Source organism: Streptomyces sp. NPDC036822 (genome assembly GCF_055609145.1).
Genome location: NZ_JBVJPY010000002.1, coordinates 436,542 through 456,375, shown reverse-complemented (window position 1 = coordinate 456,375; position 19,834 = coordinate 436,542). Strand labels below are relative to the sequence as shown.

Here is a 19,834-nt window from a genome sequence, read left to right as displayed (position 1 = left end):
GGTCACGCGGCCCGGGCGAAGCGGCTCCGCGCGGCTTCCACCCGCCCTTCGCCGTCGTGATCGCCGGACCGGCGGGCGGCGGCCTTCGCGGCCCGCCGCGCCCGGACGGCCTGGCGGGACAGCCGCTGGTCGGCGGCCTCACGGAGCAACTCGGAGTGGTGCATGCGGTGCAGTTCGTACGGGAACATCTCGTTCTCCCCTGGGCTTCGGCATCGCTCCTTGCGATGCCTCCACTGTCGTCGCCCAGGGGGTACGGCCACATCGGGAGAGTGCCGCATCTTCGGGATACGGGGGGCCTTAGGGAGGGCCGAGGGGGCCTTAGCGGGTCCGATGCTTGGGGCGGTTCCGGTAGGGGGGGGACGGGACCGTCTCAGGTCCCGGTGGTCGGCAGCCCCATCAGGAGGTCGAAGTACATGGCGCCGGAGAGCAGCAGCCCGATGCCGCCCAGGACGGCTCCGGCGGCGGCGACCGCGCGGATCCACGCCGGGCGGCCGGGGTGGGCGAGGGCCAGGACGAGGACGGCCGTGATCACGGCGAGGAAGGCGAAGACGCCGTTGACGAGTGCGGTGGCGTGCCAGGCGTCGCCGTAGATCTCGGAGATCTGCTGGGAGGCGCTGCCGCCCTGGGAGGTCTTGATCTGGCCGATGAGGGCCTCGCGCTCGGCGGCGATCTTTCCGGTCCAGGTGCCGGTCAGCGCCGCGAGCCCGAGGGCCGCAGAGACGACGGCGGCGGCGCCCGCCCCGACGCCGGAGGTCCGCGACGCCTCCTCGCGTTCGGCGGCGGCGAGTTCGGCGGCGATCTCCTCGTCGGTCAGCTCGTCGGCCGCGTCGCCGGTCGCGTCGTCGTGGTCCTGGACGCCCGCCCGGGCGTCCTCGGTCGGCGCCTCGGGGGTCGCGTCGGGGACGGCCGCGTCCGCGTCGGAGCCTGCGGGCGCTGCGGTCTTCTCGATCCTGGCATTCATGGACGGCACGCTAGGCGCCCCCTATGAGAGCCGTCTTAACGGCCGCCTCACGAGCCGGACGACGCCCCGGCCGCCCTCGCCCTCGCCGCGCGCCACTCCGGTGCGAGGACCGCCCAGACCTCCTCGTCGTGACGCTCCCCCCGATAGAGGTGGCTCTCCCGCAGTACGGCCTCCTTCGTCATGCCGAGGCGCCGGGCCACGGCGATGCTGGGCTCGTTCCCGGAGGACACCACCCACTCCACGCGGTGGATGCCCCGCTCCTCCACGGCCCAGTCGACGATCAGGCGTACGGCCCGGGTGACCAGTCCCCTGCCCACCGCCGCCGGCTCCAGCCAGCAACCGGCCTCGGCGACGCCCTGGGCGGTGTCCAGGGTCCGGAGGACGACCGCGCCGACCAGCCGGCCGTCGTCGTGGATGCCGTGGATCCGCCCTGTGTCGGCCGCCGTCTTCTCCGCGTACGCCTGGAGGAACGCCCGGCTCGACGCCAGGTCCGTGACGACGTCGGGCAGGCCGTTGTACCGGCCGATGAAGGAGCGTCCGCGGTCGATGTGGGCGAGGAACTCCTCGGCCTGCCACGGTTCCAGCGGCCGCAGCTCGGCTCCGTCGTCACCCAGCGGTATCGCGAACATCCTCGTTCTCCTCGAACTCCGGGACCGTCACACGTGGTGCGGGAATCGTCGCACGGCCGGCGACCCGCGCGTCGGCGGCGGCCCGGCTCTCGGAGGGTTCGATGCTGATCTTCGGCAGCCGGCGGTCCAGCCACCGCGGCAGCCACCAGTTCGCACCACCGAGCAGGTGCATCAGGGCGGGGACGAGCAGCGTGCGCAGGACGAAGGCGTCCAGGGCGACGGCCGCGGCGAGCGCGATGCCGAACATCGCGATGACCCGGTCGCCGGAGAGCACGAACGCGAGGAAGACGGAGATCATGATGACGGCGGCGGAGTTGATCACGCGGCTGGTCTCGGCGAGGCCCACGCGGACGGCGCGGCGGTTGTCGCCGGTCTCCAGCCACTCCTCGTACATCCTGCTGACCAGGAAGACCTGGTAGTCCATGGAGAGCCCGAAGAGGACGGACACCATGATGACGGGCAGGAAGGGTTCGATGGGACCCGCGCTGCCGAGCCCCAGGGGCTCGCTCCCCCATCCCCACTGGAAGACCGCGACGACGATCCCGAACGAGGAGGCGACGGCGGCCACGTTCATCACGGCCGCCTTGAGCGGGACGCCGATCGAGCGGAACGCGAGGAGGAGCAGCAGACAGCCGAGCGCGATGACGACGCCCACGAAGAGCGGCAGCTTGCCGACGATGATCTCGGCGAAGTCGTCGTACGAGGCGGTCACACCGCCCACGTGGACGTCGAGGGAGGTCCCGGCCTCCGCCCTCGGCAGGACCTCGCCGCGCAGCCGGTCGACGAGGTCGCTGGTCGACCGGGACTGCGGCGAGGTCTCCGGCACGACGGTCAGGACGGCCGTGTCACCGGCGCCGTTGTGGACGACCGGGGAGACGGACGCGACCCCCCGGGTGTTCTCCAGGACGGCCGGCAGCTCGCCGAACGCGACCCGGTCGTCGGCCCCGTCGACGCGGGCGACGAGGGTGAGGGGCCCGTTGACGCCGGGCCCGAAGCCCTCGGACAGCAGGTCGTACGCCTGCCGTGTCGTCGAGGTGGCCGGATTGTTCCCCTGGTCGGAGGTGCCCAGGTGGAGCGAGAACGTCGGCAGCGCGAGCACCAGCATGACGACGGCGGCGACCGCGCCCAGCAGCTTGGGGTGCCGCTCCACGAAGGCGGACCAGCGGGCGGCGAACCCGGTGGGCAGCTCGGGCTGCGGCCCGTGCTCGGCGAGCCGCGCCCGTTCGCGCCGGCTGAGCGCCCTCATCCCGATGAAGGAGAGGAGCGCGGGCAGCAGGGTGACGGAGGCGGCGACCGTGAGGACGACGGTGAGCGAGGCGGCGATCGCGACGCCGTTGAGGAAGCTCAGCCGCAGGATCAGCATGCCGAGCAGGGCGATGCAGACGGTGGCGCCGGCGAAGACGACGGCGCGGCCGGTGGTGGCGACGGCGATCCGGGCGGCTTCGGGGACGGGCAGCCCCTGTTTGAGGCCCTTGCGGTGGCGGGTGACGATGAACAGCGCGTAGTCGATGCCGACGCCGAGGCCGATGAGCAGGCCGAGCATGGGGGCGAAGTCGGCGACGGTCATCACGTGGCCGAGGAGCACGATCCCGGAGTAGGCGATGCCGACGCTGACGAGCGCGGTGGCGATGGGGAGCGCGGAGGCGGCGAGCGAGCCGAAGGCGAGGAAGAGGACGAGGGCCGCGACGACGACGCCGACCGCTTCGGCGAGGTGGCCTCCGGAGGCCTCGGTGAGCGCGACGGCGCTGCCGCCGAGTTCGACCTGGAGTCCGTCGTCCGCGGCCGATCGGGCGGTGTCGACGAGGGCGCGCGCCTGGGCCGGCGGGACGTCGTCGGCCTGCTCGCGGAAGGTGACGGTGGCGTAGGCGGTGCGCCCGTCCTCGCTGATGCCCGCGGAGGCGCCGGGAGACCGGTCGTAGGGGGAGGCCACGGCGGCGATGCCGGGCAGCTCCGCCACCTCGTCGAGCATGTCGCTCATGCGCTCTTCGACGGCGGTGGCGCGGACGCTGCCCCGTTCCGTGTGCCAGACGATGGTGTCGCTGTCGCCGCCCGCGCCGGAGAAGCCGCTGTCGAGCAGGGCCGTCGCACGGCCGGACTCGGTGCCGGGGACCTCGTAGTCGTTGGAGTAGGCGCTGCCGGCGAAGGAGGCGCCGGCGACGGCGCCGCCGAGGGCGACGAGCCAGAGAACGAGGGCGACCAGGCGGTGCGTAACGCACCACCGTGCGATGACGGCCAACGGACGTGCTCCCTGGTGGCTCGTGGATCTTTACCGGGAACAGCCCGCAAAGAACGCATGACCTTGATGGGGGCCACTGTTGCAGCCTTAAAAGATCCTTTGTCCCTTTCGTGGCGTTACTCACAGCGGTGCGCGGAAGGTCGGGACGAGGGTCCCGCCTTCCGCGCGTGCGAGGGCCCGCTGCCCGGCTATCCCGAGACGCTCGCGCGGCCGTTCTCGATGTGGCCCATGAGTCGCCTGCGGAAGCCGTCCGGGGCCGTCACCTCGACGTCGTACCAGCCGTGCGCGTCGGAGGCCGAGTGGACGACGGTACGGCTCCGGCCGGGCTTGACGGTGACGGTGCGCGTCCAGTCGGCGAGGTCGTCCTCGTCGACGTAGCCGAGCGGCCGGACGGTGAAGACGACCGGCGCGGTGCCGGTGTTGCGGAGGGTGAGGTGCAGGTCGCGGTCGTGATGGTCGACGCGCGAGGTCAGTTCGGCGCCCCCGGCGGCGGGGCCCTCGAACTCGCGGCGGAAGCCGTTCGGGCCGGTGATCGTGAAGCGGTAGTGATCGCCCGGGACGGGGACGGTCCACTGCGCCGTGCCCCTGACGTCCCGGTGCTGGGGGACGGCGAACTCGCCCGCGTACGGATGGAGGGCGAAGTGCGCGCTCGCCTTGCCCGTGTTGCCGAGCGTCACGGTGACCGCCCGGCCGGCCTCCCCTTCGGTGATCTTCGCGAAGGCGTCCGGCTGGTAGGGCAGGGGACGGGCGGGGCGGCTGCCCGGCTCCTGGACCGGCATCCGCTGCACCAGCGGGGGCTGGGGGCGCCAGCGGCCGCTGAAGGGCGGGATGGGGCCGGGCTGCTCGACGTCGGGCTGCCGGTGGGCGCGCCGGAAGTCGAAGGCGGAGGTGAGGTCGCCGGTGACGGCCCGCCGCCACGGGGTGATGTTGGGCTCCCGGATGCCGGTGAGCTTCTCCAGGAAACGGATCACCGAGGTGTGGTCGAAGGTCTCCGAGCAGACGTAGCCGCCGACGGACCAGGGCGAGACGACCAGCAGCGGGACGCGGATGCCGAGGCCGGTGGGTCGGCCGTTCCAGCGCTCGTCCGTGTCGTCGGCGGGCGGGACGGGCGGCGGCACGTGGTCGAAGAATCCGTCGTTCTCGTCGTAGTTGACGAGGACGACGGTGTGGCGCCAGACGTCGGGGTGCGCGCCGAGGGCGTCGAGCACCTTGTAGACGAGGGTGGCGGAGGCGATCGGCGAGGAGGAGCCGGGGTGCTCGGAGTCGATCGCGGACGGCACCAGGTAGGAGACCTCCGGCAGCGTTCCGGCGGCCACGTCGGCGCGGAAGGCGTCGGCGAGCGTCCCGCTCTCGACGCGGCGCAGTCCGCGCTCGAAGAGGGAGCGCTCGGCGGTGGTGAGGGTGGCCACCCCGTCCTCCAGCGCGGCGAGCAGCCTGGCCCGCTCGGCGGCGTCGTCGGTGTCGCGGACGGCGGCGTAGAAGGACTCCATGAAGGTGTGGCCGCCGGTGGGGACCAGCGCCTTGCGGGCGATCTTCTTGAAGGAGGTGAAGAACTCGATGTTGTTGTCGGTGAAGTTCTCCCACTCCGTGTACGTCTTCCAGGTCCGCCCGGCCGCTTCCAGCCGCTCGGCGTAGGTCGGCCAGCCGTAGCCGGGGTGGGTGGCCTCGGCGTAGGCGGCGTTGGTGACGGCCCGGCTGCCGTCGGCCTCGAAGCCTGTCCAGCCGGACCACAGGTGGTTGCGGTTGGGGCTGGTGGAGGTGTGGATCGAGGAGTGGTAGGCGTCGCAGATGGTGAACGTGTCGGCGAGTTCGTAGTGGAGGGGGAGGTCTCGCCGGTCGTAGTACGCCATCGTCGCGGCGGTCTTGGCCGAAACCCAGCCGTCCATCCAGCCGTCGCGCCAGGCCTTGGCGCCGCCGCTCCAGGAGTGGTCGAGGTCGCCGATGTACTGGAGGTCCTTCTTCTGCGCCTCCGCGGCGTCCCGGATCGGGAACGGCAGGACGGTCCGCCCGGCCCCGGCCGGCTGCTCGAAGACGGACGCGCCGGAGGGCAGTTCGACGGCGTTGCGGTCGCCGAAGCCGCGGACGCCGCGCAGGGTGCCGAAGTAGTGGTCGAAGGAGCGGTTCTCCTGCATCAGGATCACCACGTGCCGGACGGCCGACATACCCCCGGCAGGGGGCCCCGCGGCCATCGCGGCCTGCAGCGACGGCGGGAGCAGCGAGCCGGCCGCGGCGACGCCGACGGCGCCTCCGCCCAGCGCGAGGAGCCTTCTGCGGGATATCTCGGGTGACAAGACCGGCCTCCAGTCGACGGCCAATGGTTCGCATTCGAGCCATTGGGTGCTACGCCGGGGACGGTAGTGAGGGCGGGTGACCGAGAGAAGTCCCGACGCCGTCCCACGAGTGAACGTCCATGAGGACGGACCGTCCGTCCAAGCCCTTTCCGGCCACCCGGCACACGCACGACCGGGCGGGGCGCGTCACGGACGCGACGGCGGCCCGCACCGGAGTTCCGGTGCGGGCCGCCGTCGTGCGTACGGGAGAAGGGGATCGACGGAGAGGGGATCAGCCCTCGCTGACGCCCAGCCTCTCCAGGATGAGCTCCTTCACGCGGGCCGCGTCCGCCTGGCCGCGGGTGGCCTTCATGACCGCGCCGACCAGGGCGCCGACCGCCGCCACCTTGCCGCCGCGGATCTTGTCGGCGATGCCCGCGTTGGACGCGATGGCCTCGTCGACCGCCGTGCCCAGCGCGCCCTCGTCGGAGACGACCTTCAGGCCGCGCTTCTCCACGACCTCGTCCGGGTCGCCCTCGCCGGCGAGGACGCCCTCGATGACCTGGCGTGCCAGCTTGTCGTTCAGGTCGCCGGAGGTGACGAGCGCCGCGACCCGGGCCACCTGGGCCGGGGTGATCGCCAGCTCGTCCAGGGCGACGCCCGACTCGTTGGCGGAGCGAGCCAGCTCGCCCATCCACCACTTGCGGGCCGAGGCGGCGTCCGCACCGGCCTCGATCGTGGCGACGATCGGCTCGACCGCGCCCGCGTTGAGGATCGACTGCATGTCGTGCTCGGAGACGCCCCACTCCTCGCGGAGCCGGTTGCGGCGCACCCGCGGCAGCTCGGGCAGCCCGGCGCGCAGTTCCTCGACCCATGCACGGGCCGGGGCCACGGGGACGAGGTCGGGCTCCGGGAAGTACCGGTAGTCCTCGGCGTTGTCCTTGATGCGGCCGGCCGTGGTGGAGCCGTCGTCCTCGTGGAAGTGACGGGTCTCCTGCACGATCGAGCCGCCCGACTGGAGGACGGCCGCGTGGCGCTGGATCTCGAAGCGCGCCGCCCGCTCCACCGAACGGAGCGAGTTGACGTTCTTCGTCTCCGAGCGGGTGCCGAAGGTCGTGGTGCCGTGGGGACGCAGCGACAGGTTCACGTCGCAGCGCATCTGGCCCTTGTCCATCCGCGCGTCGGAGACGCCCAGCGCGCGGATCAGCTCGCGCAGCTCCGCGACGTACGCCTTGGCGACCTCGGGGGCGCGCTCGCCCGCTCCCTCGATCGGCTTGGTGACGATCTCGATGAGCGGGATGCCGGCGCGGTTGTAGTCGAGCAGCGAGTGCGAGGCGCCGTGGATACGGCCCGTCGCACCGCCGATGTGCGTCGACTTGCCGGTGTCCTCCTCCATGTGGGCGCGCTCGATCTCCACGCGGAAGATCTCGCCGTCCTCCAGCTGGACGTCCAGATAGCCGTTGAAGGCGATCGGCTCGTCGTACTGCGAGGTCTGGAAGTTCTTCGGCATGTCCGGATAGAAGTAGTTCTTCCGGGCGAAACGGCACCACTCGGCGATCTCGCAGTTCAGCGCGAGACCGATCTTGATGGCCGACTCGACGCCGATCGCGTTGACGACCGGGAGAGAGCCGGGCAGGCCGAGACAGGTGGGGCAGGTCTGCGAGTTGGCTTCCGCGCCCAGCTCGGTCGAGCAGCCGCAGAACATCTTCGTCTTCGTGCCCAGCTCGACATGGACTTCCAGGCCCATGACGGGGTCGTACGTCGCGAGGGCCGCGTCGTACGACAGCAGTTCGGTGACGGTCACAGTGAGACTTTCCCTCTCAGCCCAGCAGGACGTCTTCGTCGCCCAGGCGCTTCAGCTCCCGGTAGAGGATCGCCAGGCCGGTAACGATGGCGGCGGCGGACACGGCGGCGTCGATCAGCCGCAGGGTGTCGCCGTCGTTGCGGGCCAGCTTCGCCTGCTTGGCGACACTGACCGCGCCGAACGCGGTGCTGGCCAGCGAGACGTAGACGCCGGTCTTCGACTTCTTGAAGTTCTTGGCCTTCTTTGCCATGGCACTCACAGCGACGGAGCCTCCTCGAGCAGCGGGTGTCCCCACTTTTCCACGAAGGCGGCCTCGACGGCGGCGCCGACCTTGTACAGCCGGTCGTCCTTCATGGCGGGGGCGATGATCTGCAGCCCGACCGGCAGCCCGTCCTCCGGCGCGAGGCCGCAGGGCAGCGACATGGCGGCGTTGCCCGCCAGGTTGGTCGGGATGGTGCACAGGTCCGCGAGGTACATCGCCATCGGGTCGTCGGCACGCTCGCCGATCGGGAAGGCGGTGGTGGGGGTCGTCGGGGAGACGATCACGTCCACCTGCTCGAAGGCCTTCTCGAACTCGCGGGTGATGAGGGTACGGACCTTCTGGGCCGAACCGTAGTACGCGTCGTAGTAGCCGGAGCTCAGCGCGTACGTACCGAGGATGATGCGGCGCTTGACCTCGTCACCGAAGCCGGCCTCACGGGTGAGGGCGGTGACGTCCTCGGCGGACTTCGTGCCGTCGTCGCCGACCCGCAGGCCATAGCGCATCGCGTCGAAGCGCGCCAGGTTGGAGGAGCACTCCGACGGCGCGATGAGGTAGTACGCCGAAAGGGCGAGGTCGAAGGTCGGGCAGTCCAGCTCGACGATCTCGGCGCCCAGCGACGTCAGCAGCTCGACGGACTCGTCGAAGCGCTGCACGACGCCGGCCTGGTAGCCCTCGCCGCGGAACTGCTTGACGACACCGACGCGCATGCCGGCGACGGAGCCGTTGCGGGCGGCCTCGACGACCGGCGGGACCGGGGCGTCGATGGAGGTCGAGTCGAGCGGGTCGTGCCCGGCGATGGCCTCGTGCAGGAGCGCCGCGTCCAGGACCGTACGGGCGCAGGGCCCGCCCTGGTCGAGGGAGGAGGAGAAGGCGACCATGCCGTAGCGGGAGACCCCGCCGTACGTCGGCTTGACGCCGACGGTGCCGGTGACGGCGGCGGGCTGGCGGATCGAGCCGCCGGTGTCCGTGCCGATGGCGAGCGGCGCCTCGTAGGAGGCGAGCGCGGCGGAGGAGCCGCCGCCGGAACCGCCGGGGATACGGGTCAGGTCCCAGGGGTTGCCCGTGGGGCCGTAGGCGCTGTTCTCGGTGGAGGACCCCATGGCGAACTCGTCCATGTTGGTCTTGCCGAGGATGACGACGTCGGCGGCCTTGAGGTTCTTGACCAGGGTCGCGTCGTACGGCGGGATCCAGCCTTCGAGGATCTTCGAGCCGACGGTGGTGGGAATGCCGACCGTGGTGAAGATGTCCTTCAGCGCGAGGGGGACGCCGGCCAGCGGGCCGAGCTTCTCGCCCCTGGCGCGCTTCTCGTCCACGGCGCGGGCCTGCGCGAGCGCGCCCTCGCGGTCGACGTGCAGGAAGGCGTGGACCTTCTCGTCGACGGCCTCGATGCGGGCGAGGTGGGCCTCGGTCACCTCGACGGCGGTCAGCTCGCCGGAGGCGATCTTCCCCGCGATCTCGGCGGCCGTGAGCTTGATGATGGTGCTGTCCGTCATGGTGATTAGTCCTCCCCCAGGATCTGCGGCACCTTGAAACGCTGCTGCTCCTGGGCCGGGGCGCCGGAGAGCGCCTGCTCGGGGGTGAGCGACGGACGGACCTCGTCCGCGCGCATGACGTTCGTCAGCGGCAGCGGGTGGGAGGTCGGCGGTACGTCTTGGTCGGCGACCTCGGAGACGCGGGCGACCGCGCCGATGATGTCGTCGAGCTGACCGGCGAAGTGATCGAGCTCTTCGCCCTTCAGCTCCAGACGCGCCAGCCGTGCGAGGTGGGCGACCTCCTCGCGCGTGATGCCAGGCATGCGATCCTCACGGGGTGCGTTTGATGGTGTCGGGCCCAATCCTATGGGGCTCGCACCGGTACCCGTGAAACGGTTTGCCCGGGGCTACTGCACCACCTGGCTCGACGGCTGGTCGACTGCCCGCAGTGCCGCCTCCTCCGAAGGGCGCCGCCAGCCGCGTTCGCCGCGTGCGAGGAGCCAGGCCGTGGCTTCGGCCGGGGGCATGGCGGCGGCCACCAGCCACCCCTGGACCGCGTCGCAGCCCAGGTCCCGCAGCCGCTCCCAGGTCTCGTCGTCCTCGACGCCCTCGGCGACGACGAGCAGGCCCAGCGAGTGGGCCAGGTCGAGCGTGCAGCGGACGATCTCGGCGTCCTCGGCGTCGACGGCGAGCCGGGCGACGAAGGAGCGGTCGATCTTCAGCTCGCTCACCGGGAGGCGCCGCAGGTGCACCAGGGAGGAGTAGCCGGTGCCGAAGTCGTCGAGGGACATCTTCACGCCGTGGCCCGTCAGGCCGGCCATGGTGTCGGCCGCCCGCTGCGGGTCCTCCAGGAGGACGTGCTCCGTTATCTCCAGCTGGAGCGCTCCGGCCGGGACGCCGTGCCGGGCGAGGCGGGCCGCGACCGCGCCCGCGAAGCCCGGGGTGTGGACGTCGCGCGGGGAGACGTTGACGGCGACAGGAACGTTTAACCCCTGCGCCCGCCACCGGGCGACCTGCGCGAGGGCGGTCTCCAGGACGTACTCGGTGAGGTGCGGCATGAGGCCGGAGGACTCGGCGATGGCGATGAACTCGTCCGGGGGGACCCGGCCGCGCTCGGGGTGCACCCAGCGCACCAGGGCCTCCAGACCGGCGACCTGCCCGTCGAAGCGGACCTTCGGCTGGTAGTGCAGCTCGACCTCGCCGGCGTCCAGGGCCCGGCGCAGGTCGCCGAGGAGACCGAGGCGGTCGGGGGTGTTGGAGTCGCGCTTGGACTCGTACACCTCCACGCCCGTGCGGTCCCGCTTCGCCTGGTACATCGCCACGTCGGCGCGGCGCAGCAGCCCTTCGGCGTCGAGCGCGTGGTCGGGGAAGACCGCGACGCCGGCGCTGGCCTCCAGGACCAGGGTGAGTCCGTCGAGGTCGAGCGGCGAGGAGAGTTCGGCGACGAGGTGGCGGGCGACCCGCTGGGCGCTGGTCGTGGAGTCGGCGATGGGCAGCAGCACGGCGAACTCGTCGCCGCCGAGCCGGGCCGCCTCCGCGCCGCGGGGCAGGGCGAGCTTGAGCCGTTCGGCGATCTGGAGCAGCAGCCGGTCTCCGGCGAGGTGGCCGAGGGTGTCGTTGACCGAACGGAAACGGTCGAGGTCGATCAGGACGAGCGCGGAGCGCGCCCCCTCCCCCTCGGCCTCCTCCAGGGCCGTCCAGGCCCGCTCCAGGAGCCACTGCCGGTTCGGCAGGCCGGTGAGAGGGTCCTTGAGCTGCTCCTCGGCGCGGGCCCGGGCGATCCAGAGGGTGGAGTCGAGGGCGATGAGGGGGACGGCGAAGAGCGGGAGCAGTACGGGCCGGGAGACGGCGACGACGCAGATCAGGGGCGCGATGCCGAGGAGGGCGACCGCGACGAGGCCCTGCCGGAGCAGGGCGGTGCGGGCGACGGTGGGCAGGCCGCCGCCCTGGGGCGCGAGGGCGTACCAGAGCAGGAACCGGGTCACCGCGAGATAGGCGGCGGCGGCGAGGGCCACCTCCGGTACGTCGGCGATCCCCCAGTCGAGGGGCTGCCAGGGCTGCTCGACGGTGGGGACGTCCCCGAAGGCGGCGAGGACGAGGGCGGCCGCGCCGATGCCGAGGACGTCCGCCGCGCCGTGCAGCAGGCCCTGGCGCCAGCGGTGGCGGCGGGCCGCGCCGACGAGGACGACGACGGCCATGGAGACGAGCCCGGCGGGCACCCAGCCGAAGAGGAGCAGGACGGCGAGGGTCAGGGCGGCGCCGGAGCCGGTGCCGCCCCACCAGCGGTCACGGCCGAGCGCGACGAGGTGGGCGACGATGAGTCCGGTGAGGACGGCGAGGGCCCAGCCGGCGGCGTCGCCGGGGAAGAGGCCGTGGCCCGTGCTCAGGGCGCGGTAGAGGCCGGTGGCGAGCACCAGCCCGGCGATGCCCACGATGGCTCCGGGCAGCCCGGAGGCGATGCCCACGAAGGTCGCGCGGCCGAGTGGCCGTGAGACCCGGGCGGCACTCTCGGTCGGTTTCATTCGTCCCTCTCACAGCCGGCGGTGCCGTCGCAACGCGATGGGCCGTTGTCATGCCACCACGACCGGCGGAGCCCTGCGCGGTCGCGGGTGACAGACGCACGTCACAACAGTAGGCCGCGGGAGGCTCCGACGGGCAGCGCTCTCCATGTCTTGCCCGAATGCGACCCGGCCACCCGTAACGATCTGGTATGCGCCGAACGGGTGACCTTCAAGGGCCGGGAAACGCCTATCCGGTGACCGGAACCGCTGCCTCGCGGGCGGCCTCGGGGCCTTGTTCCAGCAGCACGGTGAAGCCGTCCTCGTCCAGAACCGGAACCTTCAGCTGCATCGCCTTGTCGTACTTGGATCCAGGGTTGTCACCGACGACCACGAAGTCCGTCTTCTTCGAAACGGAACCGGTCACCTTGGCTCCGAGGCTCTGGAGCGACTCTTTTGCGCCATCCCTGGTGAACTTCTCCAGGGTGCCGGTGACGACGACCGTGAGCCCCTCCAGCGGACGCGGCCCCTGGTCCTCCCCGGCGCCCTCCTCCTCCAGCCGGACCCCGGCCTCGCGCCACTTGCGCACGATCTCGCGGTGCCACTCCTCAGCGAACCACTGCTTCACGGCGGTCGCGATGATCCCGCCGACCCCGTCGACGGCCGCCAGCTCCGCCTCGGTGGCCTGCTCGATCCGGTCCAGGGAGCGGAACTCGCGGGCCAGGGCCTGCGCGGCGACCGGTCCCACGTGACGGATCGACAGCCCGTTGATGAAGCGGGCCAGCGGCCGGGTCTTGGCCGCCTCGATGTTGGCCAGCATTGCCAGGGCGTTCTTCTTCGGCTCGCCCTTCTGGTTGGCGAAGACCGTGACGACCTTCTCCTCCCCGGTCTTCGGGTCCCGCTTGGGGAGCCCGCTGTCCTGGTCGAGGACGTACGCCTTGATGGGCAGCAGCCGCTCGATGGTGAGGTCGAACAGGTCCCCCTCGTCGGCCAGCGGCGGCTCGGCGGGCTCCAGCGGCCGGGTCAGGGCCGCCGCGGCGACCGCGCCGAAGTTCTCGATGTCCAGGCACTCGCGCCCCGCGAGGTAGAAGAGGCGCTCGCGCAGCTGGGCGGGACACGTCCGCGCGTTGGGGCAGCGCAGATCGATGTCGCCCTCCTTCATGGCCCGCAGCGGCGTCCCGCATTCGGGGCACTCGGTGGGCATCACGAACTCCCGCTCCGTGCCGTCCCGCAGGTCGGCGACCGGGCCGAGGATCTCCGGGATGACGTCACCGGCCTTGCGCAGCACGACCGTGTCGCCGATCAGCACGCCCTTGGCCTTCACCACCTCCTGGTTGTGGAGGGTGGCGAACTCGACCTCGGACCCGGCGACCGTGACCGGCTCCACCTGGGCGAAGGGCGTGACCCGGCCGGTGCGGCCGACGCCGACCTTGATGTCGAGGAGCGTGGTGTTGACCTCCTCCGGGGCGTACTTCCAGGCGATCGCCCACCGGGGGGCGCGCGCGGTGGAGCCGAGCCGGCCCTGGAGCGGGATCTCGTCCAGCTTGACGACGACGCCGTCGATCTCGTGCTCCACGGAGTGCCGGTGCTCGCCGAAGTACGCGATGAACTCCCGCACCTCGTCGAGCGAGCCGACGACCTTGTTGTGCCGGGCGGTCGGCAGGCCCCACGCCCGGAGCAGGTCGTAGGCCTCCGAGAGCCGGGAGATGTCGAGGCCCTGGCGGGCGCCGATGCCGTGGACCACCATGTGCAGCGGGCGGGTCGCGGTGACCTTGGGGTCCTTCTGGCGCAGCGAACCGGCCGCGGCGTTGCGCGGGTTGGCGAAGGGCTTGTCCCCCGCCTCGACCAGGCGGGCGTTGAGCCCTTCGAAGGCCTCCATCGGGAAGTAGACCTCGCCGCGGATCTCGACGAGGTCCGGGACGCGCTCGCCGCGGAGCCGGTCGGGGATGTCCGCGATCGTACGGACGTTGGGCGTGATGTCCTCGCCGGTGCGGCCGTCGCCGCGGGTGGCGGCCCGGGTGAGCCTGCCGTGTTCGTACGTGAGGTTCACGGCGAGGCCGTCGACCTTGAGCTCGCAGAGGAAGTGGTGGTCGGGGGTGCCCACGTCCCGGGCGATCCGCTCGGCCCACGCGGCCAGTTCGAGGTCGTCGAAGGCGTTGTCGAGCGAGAGCATGCGCTCGCGGTGCTCGACGGCCGTGAACTCGGTCTCGTACGCCCCGGCGACCTTCTGGGTCGGCGAGTCGGGCGTGCGCAGCTCCGGATACTCCTCCTCCAGTGCCTCCAGGGCACGCAGGAGCTTGTCGAACTCGCCGTCGCTGATGACCGGCTGGTCCTTCACGTAGTACCGGAAGCGGTGCTCTTCGATCCGCTCGGCCAGGTCGGCGTGCTTCTCCCGTGCCTCGGCGGGCAGGGCCCCCTGTTCGACTGCCACCGTTACTCGTCCTCCCGTTGCCTCGAAACCCTTACTCAGGGTTGTCCGCGAGCGATCTCGCCGCCCGGGCGCAGTGGGCGAGCGCGGCCCGGGCATAGGCGGGTGAAGCGCCCGCGAGCCCGCACGTCGGGGTGACGACCACGGACTCGGCGAGAGTCCCCGGATTCAGCCCCAGCCTGCGCCACAGCGTCCTGACACCCATGACGCTACCCCCAGGGTCGGACAATGCCGTGTCGGTGGAGGGCACCACGCCCGTGAACAGCCGGGTCCCGGACTCCACGGCCTCCCCGATCGCGTCCTCGTCACGTTCGGTGAGCAGCCCGAAGTCGAACGAGACGCCGGCGACCCCGGCCCGGCGCAGGAGCGCGAACGGCACGTCGGGGGCGCAGGAGTGGACGACCACCGGCCCGTCGTGGACGGCGATCACCTCGCGCAGGGCGCTCTCGACGACCTGCCGGTCGACGGCCCGGTAGGTGCGGTAGCCACTGGCGGTACGGACGTGCCCGCGCAGGACGGCCGTCAGGGACGGCTCGTCGAGCTGGAGGACGAGCCGGGCGCCGGGCACCCGCCTGCGCAGCTCGGCGAGGTGGTCGCGGAGACCTTCGGCGAGGGAGCCGGCCAGGTCGCGGCAGGCCCCGGGGTCGCCCAGGACCGCCTCGCCGCCCCGCAGTTCCAGGGCGGCGGCGAGGGTCCACGGCCCCACGGCCTGGACCTTGAGCGGTCCCTCGTACCCCTGGGTGAACTCCTCCAGGGCGTCGAGGTCCTCGCCGAGCCAGGACCGGGCGCGCCGGGTGTCGCGGCCTGGCCGGTCGCTGACGCGCCACCCGCTGGGCTCCACATGGGCGTACATCTCGACGAGCAGGCCGATGGTCCGGCCGATCATGTCGGCGCCGGGCCCGCGGGCCGGCAGCTCCGCGAGGAAGGGGAAGTCCTCGAAGGACCCGGCGACGGTCTTGGCGGCCTCCCGCGCGTCGCCGCCGGGCATGGAGCCGACAGCGGTCGCGGGCCCCCAGGTGAAGGGCGTCTTCTCGGTGTTCTCGCTCACCCGGGAAGCGTACGCCGAGCGACCGCCCGGGCCGGACGCGAGCGGAGCGCCGCGGCCCGGCAGGATCGGCTAGCGTCCGGGGCGGACCGTCAGGTCGTTGATCTCCGCGTCCCGCGGGAGGTCGATCGCCGTCAGGATCGCCGTCGCGACGGACTCGGGGTCGATCCACCGCGACGCGTCGTACTCCTTGCCCTCCTGGGCGTGCACCTTCGCCTGCATCGGGCTCGCCGTCCGCCCCGGGTAGACCGAGGTGACCCGGACGCCGTTCGCGTGCTCCTCGTGGCGCAGCGAGTCCGCAAGCGCCTTCAGGCCGTGCTTGGAGGCGGCGTAGGCGCCCCACTCGGCGTGGGCGTTGAGCCCGGCGCCGGAGTTGACGAACACCACGTGCCCCTTGCAGACCCTCAGCTGGGGCAGGAAGTGCCGGGTCAGCTCCGCGGGGGCGATCAGGTTGACGTTCAGCTGCTGGTGCCAGGCCTTGGGGGTCAGCTCGCCGATCGGGCCGAGGTCGACGACGCCGGCGATGTGCAGCAGGCTGTCCACCCGGTCGGGGAGGCTCTGGTGGGAGAACGCCCAGGAGAGCCGGTCCGGATCGGCGAGGTCCCCGACGAGCGTGCGGGAACCGGGGAAGGCCGCCGCCAGTTCCTTGGCCCGGCCCGCGTCGCGCGCGTGGAGCACGAGTTCGTCCCCGCGCGCGTGGAGCCGGCGCGCGACGGCCGCGCCGATGCCGGAGCCCGCTCCGGTGATCACATGAGTAGCCATGGGAGCCATGCTCCCACCCTCACCGGGCGCCGAGGGACTCCTCCAGGTAGGCGAGGGCCGCGACGCCGTCCTCGGCGAAGAAGACCAGGTCGGTGAGGGGCAGGGGCAGGAAGCCCTCCTCCTCCATGCGCCGGAACTGGGTCTTCAGGCCGTCGTAGAAGCCGGCCGTGTTGAGCAGGACGACCGGCTTGGTGTGCAGGGCGTGCTTCTTCAGCTCCAGGATCTCGGTGGCCTCGTCGAGGGTGCCCGTGCCGCCCACCATCACCACGATCGCGTCGGAGCGGGTGAGCAGCAGCGCCTTGCGTTCGGCAAGGTCCTTGGCGAAGACCATCTCGTCCGCGTCCGGGCGGGCCTTGGCGGCGAGGAAGTCGACGGAGACGCCGACGAGCCGGCCGCCCGCCTCCTGCACGCCGTCGGCGACGACCTTCATCAGGCCGGAGTCGGAGCCGCCCCAGACGAGGGTGTGGCCGGCCTTGCCGAGCAGGGTGGCGAACTCGCGGGCGGGGGCGGTGTAGCGCTCGTCGAGGTCGGCGGCGGAGAGGAAGACGCAGATGTTCATGGCCTCCACCGTAGGGCGTGACCCCCGGCTCGGAGATTTTCCGGGAATGCGCCTCGGGCACCGATGAGTTCCGGGGACGGCCGCGGTCGTAACCGGCATGGACGAGGCGAGCAGCACGCTGAGCAGGACCCGGGGGCGGGTCGGGTCGGGTGACGGGACGCGGATCGCGTACGAGCGGCACGGCGAGGGACCGCCGGTGATCGTGGTGAGCGGCGCCCTGGGCACCGCCGTGTCGGAGCGGCCGCTGGTACGGCTCCTCGCGCCGCGCTTCTCGGTGGTGACGTACGACCGGCGGGGCCGCGGCGGGAGCGGCGACACCGGCCCGTACGCCGTGGAGCGGGAGATCGACGATCTGGCGGCGCTGGTGGAGGAGGCGGGCGACGGCGTGTGCGTGCACGGGACGGCGTCGGGCGGGGCGCTGGCGCTGGCCGCGGCGGCCGCCGGACTCCCGATCGAGCGGCTGTCCGTGTACGAGCCGCCGTACGCGCCCGACAGGGAGGCGCGGGAGACACACGCCGTCCACCGGCGGCGGCTGGCCGGCCTGCTCGACCTGGGGTGCCGGGGGGCGGCGCTCGAACTGTTCCTCGCCGACGCGATGGCGCCGGGGGCGCTGGCGGCGTTGCGGGGGTCGGAACGGTGGCCGGAGCTGGAGGCCGTGGCGCACACCCTCGCGTACGACCACGCGGTCCTGGGCGACGGACAGGTCCCGCACGCGCGCCTCGCGGAGGTGCACGCGCGCGTGCTGGTGGTCGACGGCGGTTCGAGCCCCGCCGTGACACGGCGCGCGGCCCGGCTGGTCACGACGGCGCTGCCGCGCGGCCGCCACCGCACGCTGACCGGGCAGACCCACCCGGTGGCACCACACGTCCTGGCGCCGGTCCTGGAGGACTTCTTCACGGAGGAGTGAGGCGGCCCCGCGCACGGGCGCGGACCGGGGCCGGGTGCCGGTGCCGGTGCCGGGGCCGGGTGCCGGGGCCGGGTGCGTCACCCGCCCGCGCGGGCGGGTGACGGCCGCGGGCGACGGCTCAGACCGTGGCGGCCGGGCGCCGTACGGTCGTCGCGATCGTCGCCGAACCGACCACGCGCGTGCCGTCGTACAGCACGATCGCCTGCCCCGGGGCCACGCCCCGCACCGGCTCGTCGAACTCCACCCGCAGTTCGCCGTCGACCGTCCCGGCCGTCACCGCCGTCTCGCCGCCGTGGGCACGGAGCTGGGCGGTGTAGCGGCCGGTGCCCTCGGGGGCCGTGCCGCACCAGCGGGGCTTGATCGCCGTCAGGGCGGTCACGTCGAGCGCCTCGACCGGTCCGACCGTGACCGTGTTGTTCACGGGCGAGATGTCGAGGACGTAGCGCGGCTTGCCGTCGGGAGCCGGGTGCCCGATCCGCAGCCCCTTGCGCTGGCCGATGGTGAAGCCGTAGGCGCCCTCGTGAGTACCGAGCTTCCGGCCCGTCTCGTCGACGATGTCGCCCTCGGCCGTGCCGAGCCGGGAGGCCAGGAAGCCCTGGGTGTCGCCGTCGGCGATGAAGCAGATGTCGTGGCTGTCGGGCTTCTTCGCCACCGCGAGCCCGCGCCGCTCCGCCTCCGCGCGGATCTCGTCCTTGGTGGTGAGGGTGTCGCCGAGCGGGAACATCGCGTGGGCGAGCTGCTTCTCGTCGAGCACCCCGAGGACGTACGACTGGTCCTTGGCCATGTCGGAGGCGCGGTGCAGCTCGCGCGATCCGTCGTCGTGGAGGACGACCGTGGCGTAGTGCCCGGTGCAGACCGCGTCGAAGCCGAGCGCCAGGGCCTTGTCGAGCAGCGCGGCGAACTTGATCTTCTCGTTGCAGCGCAGGCAGGGGTTGGGGGTGCGGCCCGCTTCGTACTCCGCGACGAAGTCGTCGACGACGTCCTCGCGGAAGCGCTCGGCGAGGTCCCAGACGTAGAAGGGGATGCCGATGACGTCGGCCGCCCGGCGCGCGTCGCGCGAGTCCTCGATGGTGCAACAGCCGCGCGCGCCGGTACGGAAGGACTGGGGGTTCGCGGACAGCGCGAGGTGCACCCCGGTCACGTCGTGCCCGGCTTCGGCGGCGCGGGCGGCGGCGACGGCGGAGTCCACACCGCCGGACATGGCGGCGAGGACACGGAGGGGGCGCTGGGAAGTCTGAGTCATAGCCCTCTCAGGGTACGGGTCCGCGGGAACCATGGGCACGTGAGTAGGCGTTCACACCCACATGGGGAGTGGGAAGAAGCGGGGGGCGAGCCGGCGGGCCGTGCTGCTCGGCGGCGGCGCGGCCGTCCTGGGCACGGCGGTGCTGGCCCAGGACGAGCTGAGACGTGCCTGGTGGCGGCTGCCGGGCACCCAGCGGAAGCGGATCGAGGGTGAGCTCGACCACAGGGGCGCCGACTGGTCCGCCGCGGCCCGGGCGAACTGGCGCCGGGCGGACCGGCCCGAGGACTACACCATCGACCGGGTGGTGATCCATGTCGTCCAGGGCAGCTACGCCACGGCGCTGAAGGTCTTCAAGAACCCCGGGCACGGGGCCGCCACGCACTACGTCGTCCGCAAGGACGGCCATGTGGCGCAGATGATCCGCGAACTCGACGTGGCCTTCCACGCCGGGAACCGCGACATGAACGAGCGGAGCATCGGCATCGAGCACGAGGGCTTCGTCGACCGGCCGCAGGACTTCACGGCGGCGATGTACGAGGGTTCGGCGCGGCTGACCGCCGGGATATGCGCCCGGTACGGCATTCCGGTGGACCGGGAGCACATCATCGGGCACGTGGAGGTCGAGGGCACCGACCACACCGATCCCGGGCCGCACTGGGACTGGCCGCGTTACATGAAGCTCGTACGGGAGGCGTCGGCCCGGACCGCGGAGGGCGGGTCGCCCCGGGCCTGAGCGCCCGTGGCGCCGTGGCGGCGGC

Annotated in this window: 17 protein-coding genes; 2 read left to right on the top strand and 15 right to left on the bottom strand. The window is 72.4% G+C overall.

Annotated elements, in window-relative coordinates:
- Nucleotides 1–2: 2 nt before the first annotated feature.
- The 14 genes from ACZ68P_RS06405 to ACZ68P_RS06340 all read right to left on the bottom strand — a co-directional run bounded on the left by ACZ68P_RS06405 (nt 3) and on the right by ACZ68P_RS06340 (nt 16,926).
- Nucleotides 3–188, bottom strand: coding sequence for a hypothetical protein (locus ACZ68P_RS06405; RefSeq protein ID WP_471003426.1), 186 nt, complete (start codon nt 186–188; stop codon nt 3–5).
- A gap of 182 nt (nt 189–370) precedes the next feature.
- Nucleotides 371–961: a hypothetical protein gene (locus ACZ68P_RS06400; RefSeq protein WP_471003423.1), complete on the bottom strand. Its 591-nt coding sequence runs from the start codon at nt 959–961 to the stop codon at nt 371–373.
- Between the two features lie 47 nt (nt 962–1,008).
- Complete coding sequence (locus ACZ68P_RS06395) at nt 1,009–1,590, bottom strand: GNAT family N-acetyltransferase (protein WP_471003420.1); 582 nt, start codon at nt 1,588–1,590, stop codon at nt 1,009–1,011.
- Entirely contained in the window at nt 1,568–3,826 is a 2,259-nt protein-coding gene (locus ACZ68P_RS06390) for an MMPL family transporter (RefSeq protein ID WP_471003418.1), read from the bottom strand. The genes ACZ68P_RS06395 and ACZ68P_RS06390 overlap by 23 nt, the downstream gene beginning before the upstream one ends.
- 188 nt (nt 3,827–4,014) lie before the next feature.
- A complete protein-coding gene (locus tag ACZ68P_RS06385; RefSeq protein WP_471003416.1) occupies nt 4,015–6,117 on the bottom strand; it encodes a phosphocholine-specific phospholipase C in 2,103 nt (700 codons plus the stop codon).
- Nucleotides 6,118–6,388: 271 nt separating this feature from the next.
- A complete protein-coding gene (gene gatB / locus ACZ68P_RS06380; protein ID WP_471003413.1) occupies nt 6,389–7,900 on the bottom strand; it encodes an Asp-tRNA(Asn)/Glu-tRNA(Gln) amidotransferase subunit GatB in 1,512 nt (503 codons plus the stop codon).
- A gap of 16 nt (nt 7,901–7,916) precedes the next feature.
- Nucleotides 7,917–8,150, bottom strand: a complete 234-nt coding sequence (locus ACZ68P_RS06375; protein WP_471003887.1) for a hypothetical protein — start codon at nt 8,148–8,150, stop codon at nt 7,917–7,919.
- A gap of 5 nt (nt 8,151–8,155) precedes the next feature.
- Entirely contained in the window at nt 8,156–9,655 is a 1,500-nt protein-coding gene (gene gatA / locus ACZ68P_RS06370; protein ID WP_471003411.1) for an Asp-tRNA(Asn)/Glu-tRNA(Gln) amidotransferase subunit GatA, read from the bottom strand.
- 5 nt (nt 9,656–9,660) lie between these two features.
- Entirely contained in the window at nt 9,661–9,957 is a 297-nt protein-coding gene (gene gatC, locus ACZ68P_RS06365) for an Asp-tRNA(Asn)/Glu-tRNA(Gln) amidotransferase subunit GatC (RefSeq protein WP_015036350.1), read from the bottom strand.
- Between the two features lie 84 nt (nt 9,958–10,041).
- Nucleotides 10,042–12,156 carry a putative bifunctional diguanylate cyclase/phosphodiesterase gene (locus ACZ68P_RS06360; protein ID WP_471003408.1) on the bottom strand — a complete coding sequence of 705 codons (2,115 nt, stop codon included), beginning with the start codon at nt 12,154–12,156 and terminating at the stop codon, nt 10,042–10,044.
- A gap of 226 nt (nt 12,157–12,382) precedes the next feature.
- A complete protein-coding gene (gene ligA, locus ACZ68P_RS06355; RefSeq protein ID WP_471003405.1) occupies nt 12,383–14,563 on the bottom strand; it encodes an NAD-dependent DNA ligase LigA in 2,181 nt (726 codons plus the stop codon).
- Nucleotides 14,564–14,594: 31 nt separating this feature from the next.
- Nucleotides 14,595–15,608: a methionine synthase gene (locus tag ACZ68P_RS06350; RefSeq protein ID WP_471003404.1), complete on the bottom strand. Its 1,014-nt coding sequence runs from the start codon at nt 15,606–15,608 to the stop codon at nt 14,595–14,597.
- 69 nt (nt 15,609–15,677) lie between these two features.
- Nucleotides 15,678–16,376, bottom strand: a complete 699-nt coding sequence (locus ACZ68P_RS06345; RefSeq protein ID WP_471003401.1) for an SDR family oxidoreductase — start codon at nt 16,374–16,376, stop codon at nt 15,678–15,680.
- A gap of 10 nt (nt 16,377–16,386) precedes the next feature.
- Nucleotides 16,387–16,926 carry an LOG family protein gene (locus tag ACZ68P_RS06340; RefSeq protein WP_471003398.1) on the bottom strand — a complete coding sequence of 180 codons (540 nt, stop codon included), beginning with the start codon at nt 16,924–16,926 and terminating at the stop codon, nt 16,387–16,389.
- 97 nt (nt 16,927–17,023) lie between these two features.
- Here ACZ68P_RS06340 and ACZ68P_RS06335 point away from each other — a divergent pair, with 97 nt between their 5' ends.
- A complete protein-coding gene (locus tag ACZ68P_RS06335; RefSeq protein ID WP_471003396.1) occupies nt 17,024–17,833 on the top strand; it encodes an alpha/beta fold hydrolase in 810 nt (269 codons plus the stop codon).
- A gap of 118 nt (nt 17,834–17,951) precedes the next feature.
- Here ACZ68P_RS06335 and mnmA read toward each other — a convergent pair whose 3' ends face one another.
- Nucleotides 17,952–19,076, bottom strand: a complete 1,125-nt coding sequence (gene mnmA, locus ACZ68P_RS06330) for a tRNA 2-thiouridine(34) synthase MnmA (RefSeq protein ID WP_471003393.1) — start codon at nt 19,074–19,076, stop codon at nt 17,952–17,954.
- Nucleotides 19,077–19,137: 61 nt separating this feature from the next.
- Here mnmA and ACZ68P_RS06325 point away from each other — a divergent pair, with 61 nt between their 5' ends.
- Nucleotides 19,138–19,809: an N-acetylmuramoyl-L-alanine amidase gene (locus tag ACZ68P_RS06325; protein WP_471003391.1), complete on the top strand. Its 672-nt coding sequence runs from the start codon at nt 19,138–19,140 to the stop codon at nt 19,807–19,809.
- The last annotated feature ends 25 nt before the right edge of the window (nt 19,810–19,834 follow it).